Genomic DNA, 17,227 nt, shown 5'->3' with positions numbered 1-17,227 from the left:
CCTGGCGACCTGCTTACCACGAGACCCGCTTGGTACAGTTCCGAAATGGATCACCTTTCCTCAGTGTCCACCCACGTCCAGCCCGATGTCCGGGTGCGTGGTGCCCGCGAACACAACCTCAAGGACGTCGATCTCACGGTTCCGCGTGACGCGATGGTTGTGTTCACGGGCGTGTCCGGATCCGGGAAGTCCTCCTTGGCTTTCGGCACGTTGTACGCGGAGTCGCAGCGGCGCTACTTGGAGTCAGTTGCCCCGTACGCGCGGCGACTGATCGACCAGGCGGGTGTCCCCGACGTCGACTCCATCACCGGGATGCCGCCCGCAGTCGCCTTGCAGCAGCAGCGCGGAGGGCGCAGCGCGCGCTCCTCTGTAGGCAGCATCACCACGCTGTCGAGTGTGGTTCGGATGCTCTATTCGCGAGCCGGTGAATACCCAGATGGTCAGCCGATGCTCTACGCCGAGGACTTCTCCGCGAACACCGTGCAGGGCGCGTGCCCCGAGTGCCACGGCATCGGCAGAGTGTACGCGGTGACCGAGGAGCGGATGGTGCCCGATCCCTCACTCACCATCCGGGAGCGCGCCATCGCATCGTGGCCGACCGCCTGGCACGGCCACCAGTTGCGGGACGTGCTGGTCGCGCTCGGCTACGACGTCGACGTACCGTGGAAGGATCTGTCGAAGAAGGATCGGGACTGGATCCTCTATACCGACGAGACCCCCTTCGTTCCCGTCCACTCTCGACTCACACTCGCCGAGGCGCGCCGGGCAATCCGAGCAGGAATCGAACCGAGCTACTCGGGCACCTTCGTCGGCGCGCGGCGGTACGTGCTCGACACTTTCGCGAACACGAAGAGCGCGTCGATGAAGCGCCGCGTAGCCCAGTTCATGAGCGCGGCGGTCTGCCCGGTGTGCCATGGGAAGCGGCTCAAACCCGAAGCACTGACGGTGACGTTCGAAGGACTCGATATCGCGGACTTCTCAGCCTTGCCACTGCGTGAATTGGCTGAGCTCCTCGAGTCCGTCGTCGCCGAGTCTGACCGCGAGGGCGAGACCTCCGGCGCCGTGGTAGACGTCGCGACTAGACGTGAAGCCGTCGAGCAGCGCGTTGCTGCTGGCGGCTCCGCGCACTCCGCTGCGCCGGATGTCCGTCGCACACCGAATCAGTCTGTCGAGAAGCGCGCCGCGGCAGCCCGCCTGGGCTCAGAATTGCTGGACCGCCTGCGCCCCATCATCGATCTCGGACTCGGTTACCTCTCGCTAGGTCGCACTACGCCGACACTGTCCGGAGGGGAGCTACAACGACTTCGACTCGCCACGCAGCTCACGTCGGAACTGTTCGGTGTTGTCTACGTCCTCGACGAACCGTCAGCCGGTCTCCATCCGCACGACGTCACCGCGCTGCTGGGTATCCTCGACGGGCTGAAGCAGCGCGGCAACAGCCTCTTCGTCGTGGAGCATTCCGTCGACGTCATGCGGCACGCGGACTGGCTGGTCGACATCGGCCCCGGAGCCGGGGAACACGGCGGGCGCGTGATCTACAGCGGACCCACGGACGGGCTCGCGGAGGTCGACGAGTCGGTGACGCGCGGATACATCTTCGGGGGCAGCGGCCTTCCACCGCACCAGCCCCGTGCCGCCCACGACTGGTTGCAGCTGGAGCACGTCACCCGCAACAACCTGCGGGACGTATCTGTGGCGCTACCGCTCGGAACGCTCACGGCTGTCACTGGCGTGTCAGGGTCGGGGAAGTCCAGCCTTGTCAGTCAAGTCCTGCCTGCCCTCATCGGCGCCAGGCAAGGAGACGCCCCTCGCGTCGAGGAGGAAAGCGCTGAGGCCGACGCCCTGCTCCTCACTGACGAGTCCGATGAACTCGGAGGGTCGGTCGAGGGCGATCTCACGACCGTCCGGCGTGTGGTGAGCATCGACCAGAAACCCATCGGCCGCACGCCCCGCTCCAACGTCGCGACCTACACAGGACTCTTCGATCATGTGCGGCGCCGGTTCGCCGAGACGCCGGAAGCTCGGACACGCGGATACAAGCCCGGTCGGTTCTCCTTCAATGTCGCAGGCGGCCGTTGCCCGACCTGTGAGGGTGAAGGCTCCGTGATGGTCGAGCTGCTCTTCCTGCCCTCGGTCTACACCGTGTGTCCCGACTGCCATGGCACCCGCTATCAATCGAGCACCCTGGAGATCACCTGGCGAGGGCGCAACATCGCGGAAATCCTCGCGATGAGCGTCGAAGAGGCTCAAGAGTTCTTCGCCGGCGAGTACGACGTGATGCGCTCCCTCACCTCGCTGGTCGATGTCGGGCTCGGTTATCTGCGCTTGGGACAGCCGGCCACAGAGCTCTCCGGTGGGGAGGCGCAGCGTGTGAAGCTGGCCACCGAACTGCAACGAGCGCAGCGCGGCGACACTCTGTACGTGCTCGATGAGCCGACCTCCGGATTGCACTGTGCCGACGCAGACCGTCTAGTTACCCACCTTCAGACTCTCGTCGATGCGGGCAACACGGTCGTCATGGTGGAACTTGACATGCGAGTGGTCGGCGCAGCCGACTACGTCATCGATCTCGGGCCGGGAGCCGGTGACAACGGCGGCACAGTGGTCGCGTCCGGAACGCCAGCAGAGGTCGCTGCGTCGAGAAACAGCGCTTCAGCACCGTATCTCGCCGCCGCCCTCGCCGAGGCCGCGACGCTGACGTCAGGGGCATAACCGGCTCTTCGCCGTTGAGTGTGGGTATCGGGTGACGCGCCGGTAGCCGGGGCTGCTCGGGAGATGGGTCGAGGTCCCCGAGGATCAGAGGACTTCTACCTCATCTGATCGCGAGAACCTCGACGATGACCGAGCCTACGACGTGCTGCCGTGCCGACGGCAACTACTGCGACCGCTGCGACCTGCTGGTCGGTCTCGACGGGCTGCGGGTGATCGCGGTCGAGCGCCGCGGGCGCGACGCGCTGACCGTGACGGTCGAGTCGCCGCCGGGCCCGATCGGCTGCCCGGGTTGCGGCGTGCTCGCGATCGGTCACGGCCGTGCGCCGGTGCCGCTGGTGGATGCGCCGGCGAGGGGGTCGACCGGTCCGGCTGCTCTGGCGCAAGCGCGGCTGGCGCTGCCTAGAGCCGGCGTGCCCGGTGGAGCACATCTGGCACCACGTCTCCACGAGGCCGATCGGCTCCGGCCGGCGCGGGCCGAAGGAGCTCACCGGGATGGTCGACCTCACCCGCGACGTCCACGGCCGCACGCGGGCGAGGCTGCTCGATCTCGTCCCTGGCCGGTCCGGTGAGGCGTACCGGTCGTGGCTGCACGATCGCTGCCCGGCGTTCCGCGACCGGGAGGAGATCGCGACGCTCGACCCGTTCCGCGGCTACAAGAACGCCATCGATGACCAGCTCGAAGACGCCCGCGCGGTCCTCGACGCGTTCCACATCGTGAAGATTGGCACCAAGGTCGTCGATGACGTGCGACGTCGCGTGCAGCAGCAGATGCACGGGCGCCGCGGCCGCATGGGCGACCCGCTCTACGGGATCCGCAACCTGTTGCGCGCCGGCGAGGAACACCTCACTGACCGGCAGCGGGCACGGCTCGAGCGGGCATGGCAGCCGACGAACGCCACGTCACGGTCGAGGTCGCCTGGCACTGCGCGCAGCAGTTGCGCGCCTGCTACCACCAGGCCAGTCATCGCGAGGGCCGCGCACTCGCCGAACGGGTCCTCGCCTCGTTCTCGAGCTGTCCGATCCCGGAAGTCGCGCGCCTCGGACGGACATTGCGGACCTGGCGGCGTGAGTTCGTCGGCTACTTCGACACCGAAAGCCGCCACCGGCGGCACCGTCGGCCGCGCACCCAACTCGACCTCGATGCTGCACAGCGAACTGATCGACCGCGGCCTCACGAGTGTTCCGACGCCGAAGCGGCCAGCGAAAGCGCCGGGGCTGTCCACGATCCAGCAGATGCTCTCCAACCCGTACTACAAGGGTGACGTGATCTTCCGTGGCGCCCGCTACGACGGCCTCCACGAACCGCTCGTGAGCGCGGAACTCTGGTACAGGGTGCAGAACGTCCTCACCGCGCACCAGGTGTCCGGGGAGAAGACCCAAACCCACGAGCACTACCTGAAAGGCTCCGCGTACTGCGGCGACTGCGGCTCCCGACTTATAGTCACCCACGCGAAGAACGGCAAGGGCATCGTCTACCCGTACTTCATCTGCGCTGGTCGTTACTCCAAGCGCACGAACTGTGTCCGTCAGGCGATGCCGATCGAGCACATCGAACGACAGGTAGAGGACTACTACCGGCGTGTGCAGATTCCCGAGCACATCATCACCGCGCTCAGGCAGATGCTCGTGCGCCAGTTCGATGACCTCCATGTAGCGAACAAAGCAGCACGGCACACCCTCGCGGTCGAGCGTGACAAGCTCCGCGATGAACGCCGCAGCCTGCTCCACGCCCACCACGCCGGAGCGGTCCCGCTCGATCTCCTCAAAGAAGAACAAGACCGCATCGCCAGACGGCTGCTGTTTCTCGACGCGCAGATCGACGCGGGGCAGATCGAGTATGACCAGGCCAAGGCGCATCTCGAAGACTGCCTCGCTCTGGCGGGTGACATGCACGCGATCTACATGAGCATTGACGGCTCACTCCGACGCATCTGCAACCAAGCGTTCTTCGAGCGCATTCACGTCTATGAGATCGAGAACACCGACATTGTGACGGCTGACCCGGGTGAGCCGTTCGATGCGCTGCTCGACCCGAATTTCCACGCGGCAGCGCTGGCCTATCAAACCAGCGTGCGCGCGGGGAAAGACGTCAAACCTGCGGACGTCGCAAGTTTGGACATCGACTATTGGGTGGGCGATACCAGACTCGAACTGATGACCTCTTCCGTGTGAAGGAAGCGCGCTACCAACTGCGCCAATCGCCCATGGCCCGAAGGCCGGATACAGATGTTACCGGATGCCGGACCCGCCGACGAACCGCGAGCTCTCGACACGCGCGGACCGGCGCTGGTTTGGCGGGTGCCCCGGGATCGGCTAAAGTCTTCAAAGCGCCCCGATGAAACGGGGAGCACGCGGATGTAGCGCAGTTGGTAGCGCATCACCTTGCCAAGGTGAGGGTCGCGAGTTCGAGTCTCGTCATCCGCTCGAGTGCGGGGATCCCTTTTCGGAGGGATCACGTCACGTGGGTCGAACCACACACGGTGGCGTGGCCGAGCGGCTAGGCACCGGCCTGCAAAGCCGTTTACACGGGTTCGAATCCCGTCGCCACCTCCACTTGTAACTGAACAGCCTTTTGGGCGCGATTGGCGCAGCGGTAGCGCGCTTCCCTGACACGGAAGAGGTCACTGGTTCGATCCCAGTATCGCGCACGAGAAAACCCCCGGTAATGCGGGGGTTTTTGCGTTTCGCGGGAGCGTGCGCATGGGGGTTAGCGGCAAGAATGTGTGGACTGTTCGCGGCGGTTGCGGGGTTGGGTGTTGCGGTGCGCGTGCTCAAGGGGGGACTTCGTGCAGGAGGAGGAACCATTCGACAGCGCGGCGGCGGTGCTCGAGGGTCATTCCGCGGTGATGGCGCAGCAGGTGCCGGATTTGCGCGTTGATGCCGCCCCCGAGGGGGCTCGTGGTGCGGGGGTTGCCGTGCTCGAGGAATGTGAACACGTGACCGGCTTCGGCGGCGCGGTGAAGGATGCTCCAGGCCTTGCGGAGCCGGTCGTGAGTGAAACCGAATTGTCCGTCTCGGTAGACGGTGCGTTCCTTTGTGAGATGCCCGAAGCGCTGCCACCAGCCCTCTAACGCGAGCCGCCATCGGATCGCGGAGTCAACGTCGGCGACGTTGCTGAGGTTCATCGCCAGGGCCCGCAGCGCGCGCCCGGCCTTCAGACGTGGTTGTCGTGTCAGCTCGCTGGTGACGTTCATCTGCAGATGGAAGATGCAGCGCTGCACGGCGGTGTCGGGCCAGGTGTTCGCGAGGGCAGAGCGGATGCCGGAGCCGCCGTCGGTGACGACGACGTCCGGAGGTGGGACCTGCCCGAACAGGGCGGTCCAGGCGGCGGTGGATTCACGGGCGGCCCTTTGCCAGGCGATCACATGCCCGGTGTCCGACAGAGCGATCAGCAGACACCAGGTGCCGATCCAGATCCCGTCGACGAGGACGGCTTCGTGGACCTCTCCGGTGACGGGCATGCGGGGCTCCAGATCCCAGCACCAGGCTGTCTGATCGCGGAACGAGCGCCCCGTCCCGCCGTCAATCTCGGCCTGCGTGTGCTTCCCGACGAGCCAGGTCAGGAACCTGCGCAACTGCTCCCGACGGGCGACATCGGGACGACGCCGCGTCGAGGAAGCGCCGCACTGCGGGCAACGCCAACGCTGTGTTCCCGCTGTCGTGCGGCCGTTCTTCACCAACCGTGAGCCGCATACCAGACAGGTGGTCGTGTTCGACGGAAGGTCCACGAGTAAGCCTCGCAGACCATAACGATCCCCGATTCACCACGTGAACACGCGGCAGGATCAGTTACCCATCCACACTTTCCTGCCTATAACCCGCGCATGGAACGCTGCACGTGTCTCGCAGCCGCTCTGCCGACTCCTGCATCCGTCGAGCGCGCTCGAGGTGATTCGAGTCGGCGGCGGCTGGGCGCGAAACGACATACTGAGGGAATGTCCTACACCGACCAACGCACCTCCAACCCGGCCGCCTGGGCCGCGTTCTGGCTCGGCCTCGCCGGCCTCGTGCTCATGCCCATTCCGCTGTTCATCGGATTCTTCCTGGGGGGCGGTCTGTCGATCATCGCCGCCGTCTTCGCCGTCATCGGCCTTCTGAAGGGCCTCGCCCGCAGCGGGAAGGGCATCGGACCCGTCGTCTTCGCGGCGATCTTCATCGCGCTGACGTGGGGCGGGATATCGGTGGGCGGCGGAATCATCTGGTGACCTCGGGAGGCTGATCGTCCGTCAGCGGCGCGCCTCCGGCCGCTACGTTGTGGGCATGACCTCACCGCACGTCGCCTCGCTCGCTGGGGCGGAACCCGTCTTCGCCAGCGAGCTCGGTCAGATCCGTGAGCTCACCGCCGCATCGTTTCCGATCCTGCGGCGCATGTCCATCCGGCACACCGTGCTGGAGCCCGGCGCGATCCGCGAGCCGCAGTGGAACGTGAACGCGAACCAGCTGGCGTACGTCACCCGGGGCCGGGTGCTTGTGTCGCTGCTGGGCAACGCGGACGACTTCGCGAGCTTCGTCGTGGAGGCGGGGCAGATGTTCCATGTCGAGTCGGGCAGCGTCTTCCACATCGAGAACATCGCGGAGGAGGCCTCCGAGATCGTCGCCGCCCTGCGGTCGGGTGCGCCGGAGCACTTCTCCTTCGCCGCAGGCGTCAACGCCATGACGGATGCGGTACTGGGCAACACGTTCGATCAGCCGGCGGCGGCGTTCGAGAGGTTCGCGCGCGGGCGAGAGCCCGATCGTGCGTCGCGAGGGGCCCGCGCGCATCCCGGACGGCGCGCGGCTGCCCAACGCCCGGCTGTTCGATGCGGAGGGACAGGTCGCGCCCCTTTCCCACGCCTACGGGTCGGCCAAGCTGGCGCGCAAGCAGTACTGGGCGGCGCTCCAGGATCTGTCGATGTACCACCTGCGCATCGGCGGCCAGGGCATGCGTGAGCCGCACTGGCACCCCATCACGGCCGAGCTCGGCTACGTGTGGCGGGGGCGCGGGCGGATGCGCGTGCTCCGTCCCGACGGTGTGCTCGACGAGTACGAGCTGGCGCCGGGGCAGGCGTACTTCATCCCGCGCGCCTACCCCCACCACATCGAGGCGTTGACGGACGAGGGGATCGATTTCCTCATCTTCTTCGACCGGCCGACGCCCGGCGACATCGGGTACCGCGCGACGGCGTCGGCGTTCTCCCGCGAAGTGCTTGCCGCAGCGTTCTCGGTGCCCGAGCGCGAACTGCCTTCGCTGCCCTACACTCCGGTCGACCCCCTGATCGTGGAGCGCATCAACCCGCGCGACCCCCCGGCATCCGGCAGCTAGAAGAGGGGCTTCGCGGCTCGGCTCAGCGCCACGTGAGGGGCACGACGGCGGCGGCGATCGTCAGCGGCGCCGCCACCGCGCCGAGCAGCGCGAACCGAGACCACGCGATGTGCACGCCGTCGGCCACCAACCGCTGATGCCAGAGCAGGGTCGCGAGCGACGCCCACGGCGTGATGAGCGGCCCCGCGTTCACCCCGATGAGCAGCGCCGCCATCCGCACGGGGGTGTCGGCCGTGGCCTCGAGGGCCAGGTAGGCGGGCAGATTGTTCAGCAGGTTCGCGGATGCCGCACCCGCGCCCGCGAGGCGCCACAGGTCGGCGAGGTCGTCGCCGCCCCCCGCGACGGCGGTCGTGAAGGCGGCCGCGCCCCAGGCCTCGACGGCGCCGACCACGAGGAACAGCCCGCCGGCGAACACGACCAGCTGCCAGGGGACGAGCGAGGGGCGCAACGAGCGTCGCGCTCGCACCGCGAAGCAGGCCGAGAGGACGGCCGCGGCCCCGAGCGTCGGGATCCAGGGCTCGATGCCCGCGAGCAGGAGCGGCAGCAGCGCGCCGACGACGAGGGCGGAGGCGATCAGCAGAGGTCGGTCCTGCACGCGCGGCGGGGCCGCGGGCGTGTAGCGCGTGCCGATCGAGCGCCGGAAGACGAGGGCGAGGATGACCGCCGGCACGACGAGCGCGGCGGCGGCCGACGGCCCCAGGAGCGCGGCGAACTGCCACGGATCGATTCCGCCGAGACGCTCGCGCGCCAGCAGGTTGGTGAGGTTGGAGACCGGGAGCAGGAGCGAGCCCGTGTTCGCCACCCAGACGGTCGTGAGCGCGAAGGGGAGCGGCGGGAGCCCGTTCGCCCGTGCGACGGCGATGACGACGGGCGTCAGCAGCACGGCGGTCGTGTCGAGCGAGAGGAACGCCGTCGTGACCGCGGCGAGGGCGAACACCAGCCCCCACAGGAGCCAGCCGTGGCCCCGCGAGACGCGGGCGAGCCATGCGGCGCACACGCCGAAGAGCCCCGCCGCGGCCGCCAGCTCCGCCACGACCGTCATGGCGACGACGAACAGCAGGATCGGCCACACCCGCTCCCCGATCGCGAGCGCGTCGCCGGGAGGGAGCACGCCGAAAACGAGCGCCGCGGCGCCGGCGGCCCACAGCATCCCGCCGATGATCGCCAGACGCACGGCATCCATCATCGCCCCTCCGGGCCCGCGATAGCCTAGAACCCTGCCACCCCAGGAGAGTTCCCTTGACTGATCTGCGCCCCGCGGAGGACGTGTCGTTCCCCGCCGACGGTTTCGCCCTGTTCCCCGACCGCTCCGTCGTCGCGCTCCGCGTCAACGGCGAGCTGAAGGACCTGGCGACGACGGTGACCGCGGCCGACGAGGTGGAGGCCGTCACGATCGACAGCCCCGACGGCCTGTCGATCCTGCGCCACTCCACCGCCCACGTGCTCGCGCAGGCGGTGCAGCGCATCAGCCCGCAGGCGAACCTCGGCATCGGCCCCCCGATCACCGACGGCTTCTACTACGACTTCGGCGTCGATGAGCCCTTCACCCCCGAGGATCTGAAGGCCATCAAGAAGGAGATGGAGCGCATCGTCCGCGAGGGGCAGCGCTTCGTCCGCCGCGTCGTCTCGGACGACGAGGCCCGCGCCGAACTCGCCGACGAGCCCTTCAAGCTCGAGCTCATCGGGCTCAAGGGCGGATCGAAGGATGCCGCGGAGGGCGCCTCCGTCGAGGTCGGAGGCGGCGAGCTGACGATCTACGACAACGTCGACCGCGAGGGCACGACCGTCTGGAAGGACCTGTGCCGCGGTCCCCACGTGCCGAGCACGCGCATGGTCGGCAACGGCTGGGCGCTCACCCGCATCGCGGGTGCGTACTGGCGTGGCAGCGAGAAGAACCCGCAGCTGCAGCGCATCTACGGAACCGCGTGGCCCACGAAGGACGAGCTGCGCGCCTATCAGGAGCGCCTTGAGGAAGCTGCGAAGCGGGATCACCGCAAGCTCGGCAAGGAACTGGACCTCTTCTCCTTCCCCGACGAGATCGGCTCCGGGCTGTCGGTGTGGCACCCCAAGGGCGGGATCATCCGCGGCGAGATGGAGCAGCACGCGCGTCGCCGCCACGTCGAGGGCGGCTACACCTACGTGTACACGCCGCACATCTCGAAGGAGGACCTCTTCCTCCAGTCGAACCACCTCGTGACCTACCGCGAGGGCATGTTCCCGCCGATCCGGATGGACGAGGAGGTGGATGCCGAGGGCCGCGTCACCAAGCACGGCACGGACTACTACCTCAAGCCCATGAACTGCCCGATGCACATCCTGATCTTCAAGGAGCGCGGTCGCAGCTATCGCGACCTGCCGATGCGGCTGGCGGAGAACGGCACCGTCTACCGCAACGAGCTCTCGGGCGCGCTTCACGGGCTCACCCGCGTGCGCGGCTTCACGCAGGACGATTCGCACCTGTTCGTGACCCCTGAGCAGCTGGAGTCCGAGGCGACCCGCGTGCTGGAGTTCGTCATCTCGATGCTGCGCGAGTTCGGCCTCGACGACTTCGAGCTCGAGCTGTCGATGCGCGACGACGAGAAGTCCAAGTGGATCGGCTCGGAGGAGTTCTGGGAGTACTCCACGAACGCGCTGCGCAACGTGGCGGTCGCGAGCGGGCTCAAGCTCACCGAGGTGCCGGGCGAGGCGGCGTTCTACGGCCCCAAGATCGACCTGAAGACCAAGGACGCGATCGGGCGCACCTGGCAGCTGTCCACGGTGCAGGTCGACCCGAACCTCCCCGAGCGCTTCGGCCTCGAGTACACCGACCGCGATGGCCAGAAGAAGCGTCCCATCATGATCCACCGAGCCCTGTTCGGCTCCATCGAGCGGTTCTTCGCGATCCTGCTCGAGCACTACGCGGGGGCGTTCCCGCTGTGGCTGGCGCCCGTACAGGTGGTCGGCATCCCCGTGGCGGAGGAGTACGCCGACTACCTCGACGACGTGATCACGCGGCTCCGTCAGGCGGGAGTGCGCGCCGAGCTCGACCGATCCGATGACCGGATGCAGAAGAAGATCCGCACCCACACGACGATGAAGGTCCCGGTGCAGCTCATCGCGGGGGAGGCCGACCGCTCGGCGGGCACCGTGTCGTTCCGCTTCCGCGACGGGTCGCAGACGAACGGCGTGCCGATCGACGAGGCGATTTCAACGATCGAGCGGGCGATCGCGTCCCACATCCAGGTGTCCACGGCCGAGGACCTCGTGTGATCGAGCCCGGCGACGGACTCGTGGATGCCGCGCACCTCGCGGGCGTGCCCGACGAGTTCCAGCGCCTGTGGACGCCCCACCGGATGGCCTACATCCAGGCAGGCCCCGATGCGCTGAACGACGACTGCCCCTTCTGCGCCGCGCCGGGCATGAGCGACGAGGACGCCCTCATCGTCGCCCGCGGGCGCACGGCGTACGTGCTGCTGAACCTCTTCCCGTACAACTCGGGGCACCTCCTGGTGTGCCCCTATCGCCACATCCCGATGTACGACGACGCGACGCCCGAAGAGGTCGCCGAGATCGGCGCCCTCACGCAGACCGGCATGCGCGTGCTGCGGGAGGTGTCGCGGTGCCACGGCTTCAACCTCGGCATGAATCAGGGCCAGGTGGCCGGCGCCGGCATCGCGGGCCACCTGCACCAGCACATCGTGCCCCGCTGGGCGACCGATGCGAACTTCTTCCCGATCATCGCGAAGACCAAGGCGCTGCCGCAGCTGCTCGGCGAGGTGCGCAGCGCGGTCGCCGGGGCCTGGCCCGCGGCATCCTGACCCGCGGCGCGACGCCGGGGGCCGGCCGGCGCGGCGACGGCTCGCGCAGACGGGCGCAGGAGTTCGCCCCGGAACAGGAGAATTCGCCCAGGATCCTCCTGTCCTCGGGCGTTCGCCTGCCTCGGGCCGGAGTCAGCGCACCCGCGTGACGGCGAACTGCATCCGGGGGCTCGCGTACGACTCCTGCGACTCCACCAGCGCCAGCTCGCGGGCGCCGGAATCGTGGGTGCGCTCGAGCAGGTCGAAGACGCTCGACGTCGTGCGGGCCAGCGCGTCCGCGGCATCCCCCGTGCGCGTCAGGTGAGCCGTGAACAGCGCCGCGGTGACATCGCCCGAGCCGTTCGCCTTCATGGGGATGCGCGGGGTCTGCGCGATCCACGCGCCGTCGTCGGTCACGGCGAGCATCTCGATCGTGCCCTCCGGGCGGTCGGGTCGTTCCACGCTGGTCACGAGCACCGTGCGGGGGCCCATGACGCGCGCGGCGTCGACGGCCTCGAGGGTCGAGTCGAGGTCGGCGGGCTTCGTGCCCGTGAGGAACCCCAGCTCGAACTGGTTCGGCGTGATGATGTCGGCTGCCGGCACGACGCGATCGCGCAGGAGCACGGGGATGGCGGGCGCGACGAAGCAGCCCGAGACGGCGTTTCCCATGACGGGGTCGCACGCGTAGACGGCGTCTGGGTTGGCCGCCTTGACCCGGGCGACCGCGTCGAGGACGACATCCGCGATGCCCTCGCCGCCCTGGTATCCCGAGAGCACGACGTCGATCTGCGGCAGCACGCCGCGTTCCTCGATGCCCGTGATGACGTCGCGGACGTCGTCGGGGGAGATGAGCGGGCCGCGCCACTGGCCGTAGCCGGTGTGGTTGGAGAAGTTGACCGTGTACACCGGCAGCACCTCCACTCCGATGCGCTGGAGGGGGAACACGGCGGCGGAGTTGCCGACGTGGCCGTACGCCACGGCGGACTGGATGGAGAGCACCTTCACCGAACGATCATCCCACCCTCGTCGGCGCACCCGCCGCGCCGAGGGCCTCGTCGCTCGCGTCGGAGAGGTCGGCCGCGAGGCGGTCCGCGTCGTCGTCCGAGAGGCCGTGCACCGTCAGTCGGACATGGGATGCCGCGGCCCCGTCGGCGAGTACGAACTCGTCTCCCGTGCGCACGAGCCACCCTCGGCGGCGCAGGTGCGGCGACACCGCCGCGGCGTCGACGGGGAGGCGGACCCAGAGGTTGAGGCCGTCGCCCAGGGTGGCGGTGATCCTGTGCCGCGCGAGCCGCCGCACGAACGAGGCGTTGCGATCGGTGTAGTGCCGGGCCGCGGCGCGGATGCGCGATCGGGCGCCGTCGTCGGTGACGAGATGCCCGACGATCCGCTGCAGCAGGTGGCTCACCCACGTCGTCCCGGGGCTCAGGCGCAGCGCGAGCCTCTCCGCCGTGTGCGGGTCGGACGCGACGAGGGCCAGGCACATGTCGGGGCCGAGGAACTTCGACACCGAGCGCACCAGCGCCCACCGGCGGTGATCGGGCCCGACGAGGGAGTGATAGGGCCGCTGCGAGAGGAGGGAGAAGTGATCGTCCTCGATCACGAGCACGTACGGGTACTCGGCGAGCACGGCGCGCAGCTGCGCGGCCCGCTCGGCGGAGACGCTCGCTCCCGTCGGGTTCTGCGCCCGCGGGGTGCAGACGACGGCGCGCACGCCCTGGGCGAGAGCGGCGCGGAGTCCGTCGACCGTCATGCCCTCGGCATCCACCGGCACCGGCACGGCGCGGTAGCCGCCGAGGCGCACGGTCTGGATGCTCGCGAGGAAGCACGGGTCCTCGAGGGCGACGGCGTCGTCGCGGGCCAGCGCCTGCGCGAGCAGACGTTCGACCGCGTCGACCGCGCCGCTGGTGACCGTCAGCCGCAGGGGGCGGTCGCCCACGTCCGCGCGCATCCAGTCGCCGGCCCAGCTCTCGAGGCCCTCGTCGATGACCGGCTCTCCGTAGAGCACGGGGCGCCCGGCCGCGGCGGCGAGCGCGATCGAGGGGTCGGGGATGAGCCGGGGATCCGGATTGCCGGTGCCGACGTCGTGCAGCGAGCTCGGTGCCGAGAAGCCCTCCTGGGCGACGGGGGAGCGGTCTGCGACCCGCGTGCCCGCACGGCCTCTCGTGACGATCAGTCCGGCGGCCGCGAGCTGTCGGTACGCGGCCACGACGGTGTTGCGGTTGACGCCCAGCTCGTCGGCCAGCGCGCGCACGGGCGGCAGGGGTTCGCCCGGGGCGAGTCGAGCGCGCTCCAGAAGGCCTCTCACGCTGTCGGCGATCTCGACCGCGGAGGTCCCGGTGATCCGTGACGTCATGTGTGCGCCCCCTCTCCCTCCGACGGTACCAAGCCCGTGCTACTTTTGGCCTATGCCAAACCGGGAAGTACTCCGAGCCCGGTGATTCAGCGAAAGGACCCCCGGCCATGACCTCCTCCACCACGGGCTCATCCCGCGTCAAGCGCGGCCTCGCCGAGATGCTCAAGGGCGGCGTCATCATGGACGTCGTCACGGCCGACCAGGCGAAGATCGCCGAGGATGCCGGGGCCGTCGCCGTCATGGCGCTGGAGCGCGTCCCCGCCGACATCCGCGCCCAGGGCGGCGTGTCGCGCATGAGCGATCCCGACATGATCGAGAGCATCATCGAGGCGGTGTCGATCCCCGTCATGGCGAAGGCGCGCATCGGCCACTTCGTCGAGGCGCAGGTGCTGCAGGAGCTGGGCGTGGACTACATCGACGAGTCCGAGGTGCTCTCGCCCGCCGACTACGTGAACCACATCGACAAGTGGGGCTTCACGGTCCCCTTCGTCTGCGGCGCCACGAATCTCGGGGAGGCGCTGCGGCGGATCACCGAGGGGGCCGCGATGATCCGCTCGAAGGGCGAGGCCGGCACCGGCGACGTCTCGGAGGCGACGAAGCACATCCGCACGATCACGGCGGAGATCAACCGCCTGCGATCCATGACCAAGGACGAGCTGTACGTCGCCGCGAAGGATCTGCAGGCGCCCTACGAGCTCGTCGCCGAGGTCGCCGAGACGGGCACGCTGCCCGTCGTGCTCTTCACCGCGGGCGGTGTCGCCACTCCCGCGGATGCCGCGATGATGATGCAGCTCGGCGCCGACGGTGTGTTCGTCGGCTCGGGGATCTTCAAGTCGGGCAACCCGGCGCAGCGCGCGGCCGCCGTCGTGAAGGCGACGACCTTCTTCGACGACCCGAAGGTCATCGCCGACGTCTCGCGCGGGCTCGGCGAGGCGATGGTCGGCATCAACGTGGCCGACCTGCCGGCGCCGCACCGGCTCGCCGAGCGCGGCTGGTAGGCCGTGGCGTCGTCCCCGCGCGTGGGGGTACTCGCCCTCCAGGGTGACGTGCGCGAGCATGCGCGTGTGCTCGCCGACCTCGGTGCGGACGTCGTGCTCGTGCGCCGGCCCGCGGAACTCGCGGGAGTGGACGGCCTCGTGCTCCCTGGCGGCGAGTCGAGCGTCATCGACAAACTGTCGCGGGCGTTCGGCATGCGGGATCCGATCCGCGACGCAATCGCCGGGGGGATGCCGGTGTTCGGCACCTGCGCGGGCCTGATCCTGCTCGCCGATCGCATCCTCGACGGCATCCCGGGCCAGGAGAGCTTCGGGGGACTCGACATCACCGTGCGGCGCAACGCCTTCGGCGGACAGGTGGAGTCGTTCGAGACCGACCTGGATGTCCCCGTGTTGGGGGCTCCCGCCGTGCGGGCCGCGTTCATCCGCGCCCCCGTCGTGGAGGAGAGCGGGCCGGATGTCGAGGTGCTCGCAACCCTCGCCGACGACCGCATCGTCGCCGTGCGCCGCGGACCGGTCATGGGCACGAGCTTCCACCCCGAGACCGCCGGCGAGACCCGCTTCCACGCCCTGTTCCTGGAGTCGGTGCGCACGCGCGCGTGAGGGCTAGCCTGGCGGCATGACCGAGTGGGTGGTGCTGCTTCGCGGCGTGAACGTCGGCGGCGTCACGGTGCGCTCCGCCGAGCTGCGCGACCTGCTCGCCGGCCTCGGGTTCGCCGCAGCGAGAACGTACCTGGCCAGCGGCAATGCGAGGGTCGCGAGCGATCTCGACGCGGCCGCCCTCCGCGGTCTCCTCGAGCCGGCCCTCTCCGAGCGCTTCGGCTACGACGCGACGGTGCTCGTCGCTCCGCTCGCGCACGTCGACCGCGTCGTGCGCGAGTTCCCGTTCGACGAGACCGACGGGACGCGTCAGCCATGGGTCCTCTTCTGCGCGGACGAAGGGACACGGGACGAGCTGACGGGTGCTGCGGCATCCCTCGACCCGGATGTGGATCCCGTGCGCGCCGGGCAGGGCGTCGTGTACTGGCATCCCGAGAAGGGGCGCTCCACCGACACGCCCTTCGCGAAGGTCGTCGCCCGCGCGACGTACCGCGCACGCACGACGAACCGGAACCTCCGCACGCTCCGGCGCATCCTCGACTGACCCGCCGCCCACCGCGGCTCGGAGGCGCGGCGGGGATGATGCCCGCCTGGGGAGAAGAAACGCCGCGAGGGTGCCCCACGCGGCCGCGGGCCTAGAATCTACCGAGACTTTCCGGCCGAACGACACACACAGGAGTTACATGTCCGGGCATTCCAAGTGGGCGACGACGAAGCACAAGAAGGCCGTCATCGACGCGCGCCGCGCGAAGTCGTTCGCCAAGCTCATCAAGAACATCGAGGTCGCGGCCAAGCTGGGCGGCGCCGACCTGTCGGGCAATCCGACTCTGTACGACGCCGTGCAGAAGGCCAAGAAGACCTCGGTCCCCAACGACAACATCGATCGCGCCATCAAGCGCGGCGCGGGCATCTCCGGCGAGTCGGTCGAGTACCAGACGATCATGTACGAGGGCTACGGCCCGAACGGCGTCGCGCTGCTCATCGAGTGCCTCACCGACAACAAGAACCGCGCGGCCGCGGAGGTGCGCACGGCGCTCACGCGCAACGGCGGCACCCTCGCCGACCCCGGCTCGGTGTCCTACAACTTCTCTCGCAAGGGCGTCATCGTCGTCTCGGGCGAGGGCACCTCCGAGGACGACGTCATGCTCGCGGCGCTCGAGGCGGGAGCCGAGGAGGTCGAGCCCCACTCGCAGGGATTCGAGGTCGTCACGGACGCGTCCCACCTCGTGGCCGTGCGCACCGCGCTGCAGGACGCGGGCCTCGACTACGAGTCCGCCGACGTCGAGTTCGTGCCGAGCCTGAAGGTCGAGGTGGACGCCGACACCGCCCGCAAGGTCTTCCGCCTCATCGACGCGCTCGAGGACAGCGACGACGTGCAGAACGTGTTCAGCAACTTCGACCTCACCGCCGAGGTGCAGGCGGAGCTCGAAAGCGACGGCGACGAGGACTGACCCCGGGCGCGCCGTTCGCGGACGCGGCCGCGGGG

Annotated in this window: 15 protein-coding genes, 4 tRNA genes and 3 pseudogenes; 16 read left to right on the top strand and 6 right to left on the bottom strand. The window is 69.0% G+C overall.

Annotated features, from left to right (window positions below; translation table 11 throughout):
* The first annotated feature begins 45 nt into the window (after positions 1 to 45).
* The 4 genes and pseudogenes from ACIGCK_RS07865 to ACIGCK_RS07850 form a co-directional block, all read left to right on the top strand.
* Positions 46 to 2,712, top strand: a complete 2,667-nt coding sequence (locus ACIGCK_RS07865; RefSeq protein ID WP_396665150.1) for an excinuclease ABC subunit A — start codon at positions 46 to 48, stop codon at positions 2,710 to 2,712.
* Positions 2,713 to 3,051: 339 nt separating this feature from the next.
* Positions 3,052 to 3,534: pseudogene (locus ACIGCK_RS07860) on the top strand (transposase); the annotation flags it as partial.
* A 56-nt stretch (positions 3,535 to 3,590) separates the two neighbouring features.
* Positions 3,591 to 3,974 (top strand): transposase, encoded by a 384-nt coding sequence (locus ACIGCK_RS07855; protein ID WP_396665149.1) that lies wholly within the window; start codon positions 3,591 to 3,593, stop codon positions 3,972 to 3,974.
* Positions 3,946 to 4,278 (top strand): annotated as a pseudogene (locus tag ACIGCK_RS07850) (recombinase zinc beta ribbon domain-containing protein); the annotation flags it as partial. The gene ACIGCK_RS07855 and the pseudogene ACIGCK_RS07850, both read left to right, overlap by 29 nt.
* 351 nt (positions 4,279 to 4,629) lie before the next feature.
* On the opposite strand, the gene ACIGCK_RS07845 reads toward ACIGCK_RS07850, so the two are convergent.
* Positions 4,630 to 4,755, bottom strand: coding sequence for a hypothetical protein (locus tag ACIGCK_RS07845; protein ID WP_396665147.1), 126 nt, complete (start codon positions 4,753 to 4,755; stop codon positions 4,630 to 4,632).
* Between the two features lie 88 nt (positions 4,756 to 4,843).
* Positions 4,844 to 4,916, bottom strand: a tRNA-Val gene (locus ACIGCK_RS07840).
* Positions 4,917 to 5,063: 147 nt separating this feature from the next.
* Here ACIGCK_RS07840 and ACIGCK_RS07835 point away from each other — a divergent pair.
* The 3 genes from ACIGCK_RS07835 (at position 5,064) to ACIGCK_RS07825 (ending at position 5,360) form a co-directional block, all read left to right on the top strand.
* Positions 5,064 to 5,136 (top strand) — tRNA-Gly (locus ACIGCK_RS07835).
* 55 nt (positions 5,137 to 5,191) lie between these two features.
* Positions 5,192 to 5,265: transfer RNA gene (locus ACIGCK_RS07830), tRNA-Cys, on the top strand.
* Between the two features lie 23 nt (positions 5,266 to 5,288).
* Positions 5,289 to 5,360: transfer RNA gene (locus tag ACIGCK_RS07825), tRNA-Val, on the top strand.
* Between the two features lie 123 nt (positions 5,361 to 5,483).
* Here the strand turns inward: ACIGCK_RS07825 and ACIGCK_RS07820 are convergent.
* Positions 5,484 to 6,440: an IS1249 family transposase gene (locus tag ACIGCK_RS07820; RefSeq protein WP_396665146.1), complete on the bottom strand. Its 957-nt coding sequence runs from the start codon at positions 6,438 to 6,440 to the stop codon at positions 5,484 to 5,486.
* A gap of 207 nt (positions 6,441 to 6,647) precedes the next feature.
* Here ACIGCK_RS07820 and ACIGCK_RS07815 point away from each other — a divergent pair, with 207 nt between their 5' ends.
* The 3 genes and pseudogenes from ACIGCK_RS07815 to ACIGCK_RS07805 all read left to right on the top strand — a co-directional run bounded on the left by ACIGCK_RS07815 (position 6,648) and on the right by ACIGCK_RS07805 (position 8,014).
* Complete coding sequence (locus ACIGCK_RS07815; protein ID WP_396665144.1) at positions 6,648 to 6,917, top strand: hypothetical protein; 270 nt, start codon at positions 6,648 to 6,650, stop codon at positions 6,915 to 6,917.
* A 55-nt stretch (positions 6,918 to 6,972) separates the two neighbouring features.
* Positions 6,973 to 7,335: pseudogene (locus ACIGCK_RS07810) on the top strand (cupin domain-containing protein); the annotation flags it as partial.
* Positions 7,336 to 7,447: 112 nt separating this feature from the next.
* Complete coding sequence (locus ACIGCK_RS07805) at positions 7,448 to 8,014, top strand: cupin domain-containing protein (RefSeq protein ID WP_396665142.1); 567 nt, start codon at positions 7,448 to 7,450, stop codon at positions 8,012 to 8,014.
* A gap of 22 nt (positions 8,015 to 8,036) precedes the next feature.
* On the opposite strand, the gene ACIGCK_RS07800 is transcribed toward ACIGCK_RS07805, so the two are convergent.
* Positions 8,037 to 9,200, bottom strand: coding sequence for an SLC13 family permease (locus ACIGCK_RS07800; protein ID WP_396665140.1), 1,164 nt, complete (start codon positions 9,198 to 9,200; stop codon positions 8,037 to 8,039).
* Between the two features lie 53 nt (positions 9,201 to 9,253).
* Between ACIGCK_RS07800 and thrS the strand changes: the two genes are divergently transcribed.
* Together thrS and ACIGCK_RS07790 are read left to right on the top strand one after the other, a co-directional pair.
* On the top strand, positions 9,254 to 11,263 hold the full coding sequence (gene thrS / locus ACIGCK_RS07795) for a threonine--tRNA ligase (RefSeq protein WP_396665138.1): 2,010 nt from the start codon (positions 9,254 to 9,256) through the stop codon (positions 11,261 to 11,263).
* The gene (locus ACIGCK_RS07790; RefSeq protein WP_396665137.1) at positions 11,260 to 11,811 is read left to right on the top strand and encodes an HIT family protein; all 552 of its coding nucleotides are present in this window, start codon (positions 11,260 to 11,262) and stop codon (positions 11,809 to 11,811) included. The genes thrS and ACIGCK_RS07790 overlap by 4 nt, the downstream gene beginning before the upstream one ends.
* 132 nt (positions 11,812 to 11,943) lie before the next feature.
* Here the strand turns inward: ACIGCK_RS07790 and pdxY are convergent, their stop codons facing one another.
* A complete protein-coding gene (pdxY, locus tag ACIGCK_RS07785) occupies positions 11,944 to 12,795 on the bottom strand; it encodes a pyridoxal kinase PdxY (RefSeq protein WP_396665135.1) in 852 nt (283 codons plus the stop codon).
* Positions 12,796 to 12,802: 7 nt separating this feature from the next.
* Complete coding sequence (locus ACIGCK_RS07780) at positions 12,803 to 14,146, bottom strand: aminotransferase class I/II-fold pyridoxal phosphate-dependent enzyme (RefSeq protein ID WP_396665133.1); 1,344 nt, start codon at positions 14,144 to 14,146, stop codon at positions 12,803 to 12,805.
* Positions 14,147 to 14,253: 107 nt separating this feature from the next.
* On the opposite strand from ACIGCK_RS07780, the gene pdxS reads away from it, so the two are divergent.
* From pdxS to ACIGCK_RS07760, 4 genes are all read left to right on the top strand, one after another.
* Complete coding sequence (gene pdxS, locus ACIGCK_RS07775; protein ID WP_330171863.1) at positions 14,254 to 15,144, top strand: pyridoxal 5'-phosphate synthase lyase subunit PdxS; 891 nt, start codon at positions 14,254 to 14,256, stop codon at positions 15,142 to 15,144.
* A 3-nt stretch (positions 15,145 to 15,147) separates the two neighbouring features.
* On the top strand, positions 15,148 to 15,744 hold the full coding sequence (pdxT, locus tag ACIGCK_RS07770; protein ID WP_396665131.1) for a pyridoxal 5'-phosphate synthase glutaminase subunit PdxT: 597 nt from the start codon (positions 15,148 to 15,150) through the stop codon (positions 15,742 to 15,744).
* Positions 15,745 to 15,760: 16 nt separating this feature from the next.
* Complete coding sequence (locus ACIGCK_RS07765; RefSeq protein WP_396665129.1) at positions 15,761 to 16,285, top strand: DUF1697 domain-containing protein; 525 nt, start codon at positions 15,761 to 15,763, stop codon at positions 16,283 to 16,285.
* A gap of 139 nt (positions 16,286 to 16,424) precedes the next feature.
* Positions 16,425 to 17,192, top strand: coding sequence for a YebC/PmpR family DNA-binding transcriptional regulator (locus tag ACIGCK_RS07760; protein WP_396665127.1), 768 nt, complete (start codon positions 16,425 to 16,427; stop codon positions 17,190 to 17,192).
* Positions 17,193 to 17,227: the final 35 nt, after the last annotated feature.

The organism is Microbacterium sp. NPDC078428 (genome assembly GCF_044542535.1).
GTDB lineage: Bacteria > Actinomycetota > Actinomycetes > Actinomycetales > Microbacteriaceae > Microbacterium > Microbacterium limosum.
The sequence above is the reverse complement of the archived record's forward strand: the minus strand, read 5'-3'. Positions and strand labels throughout refer to the sequence as shown.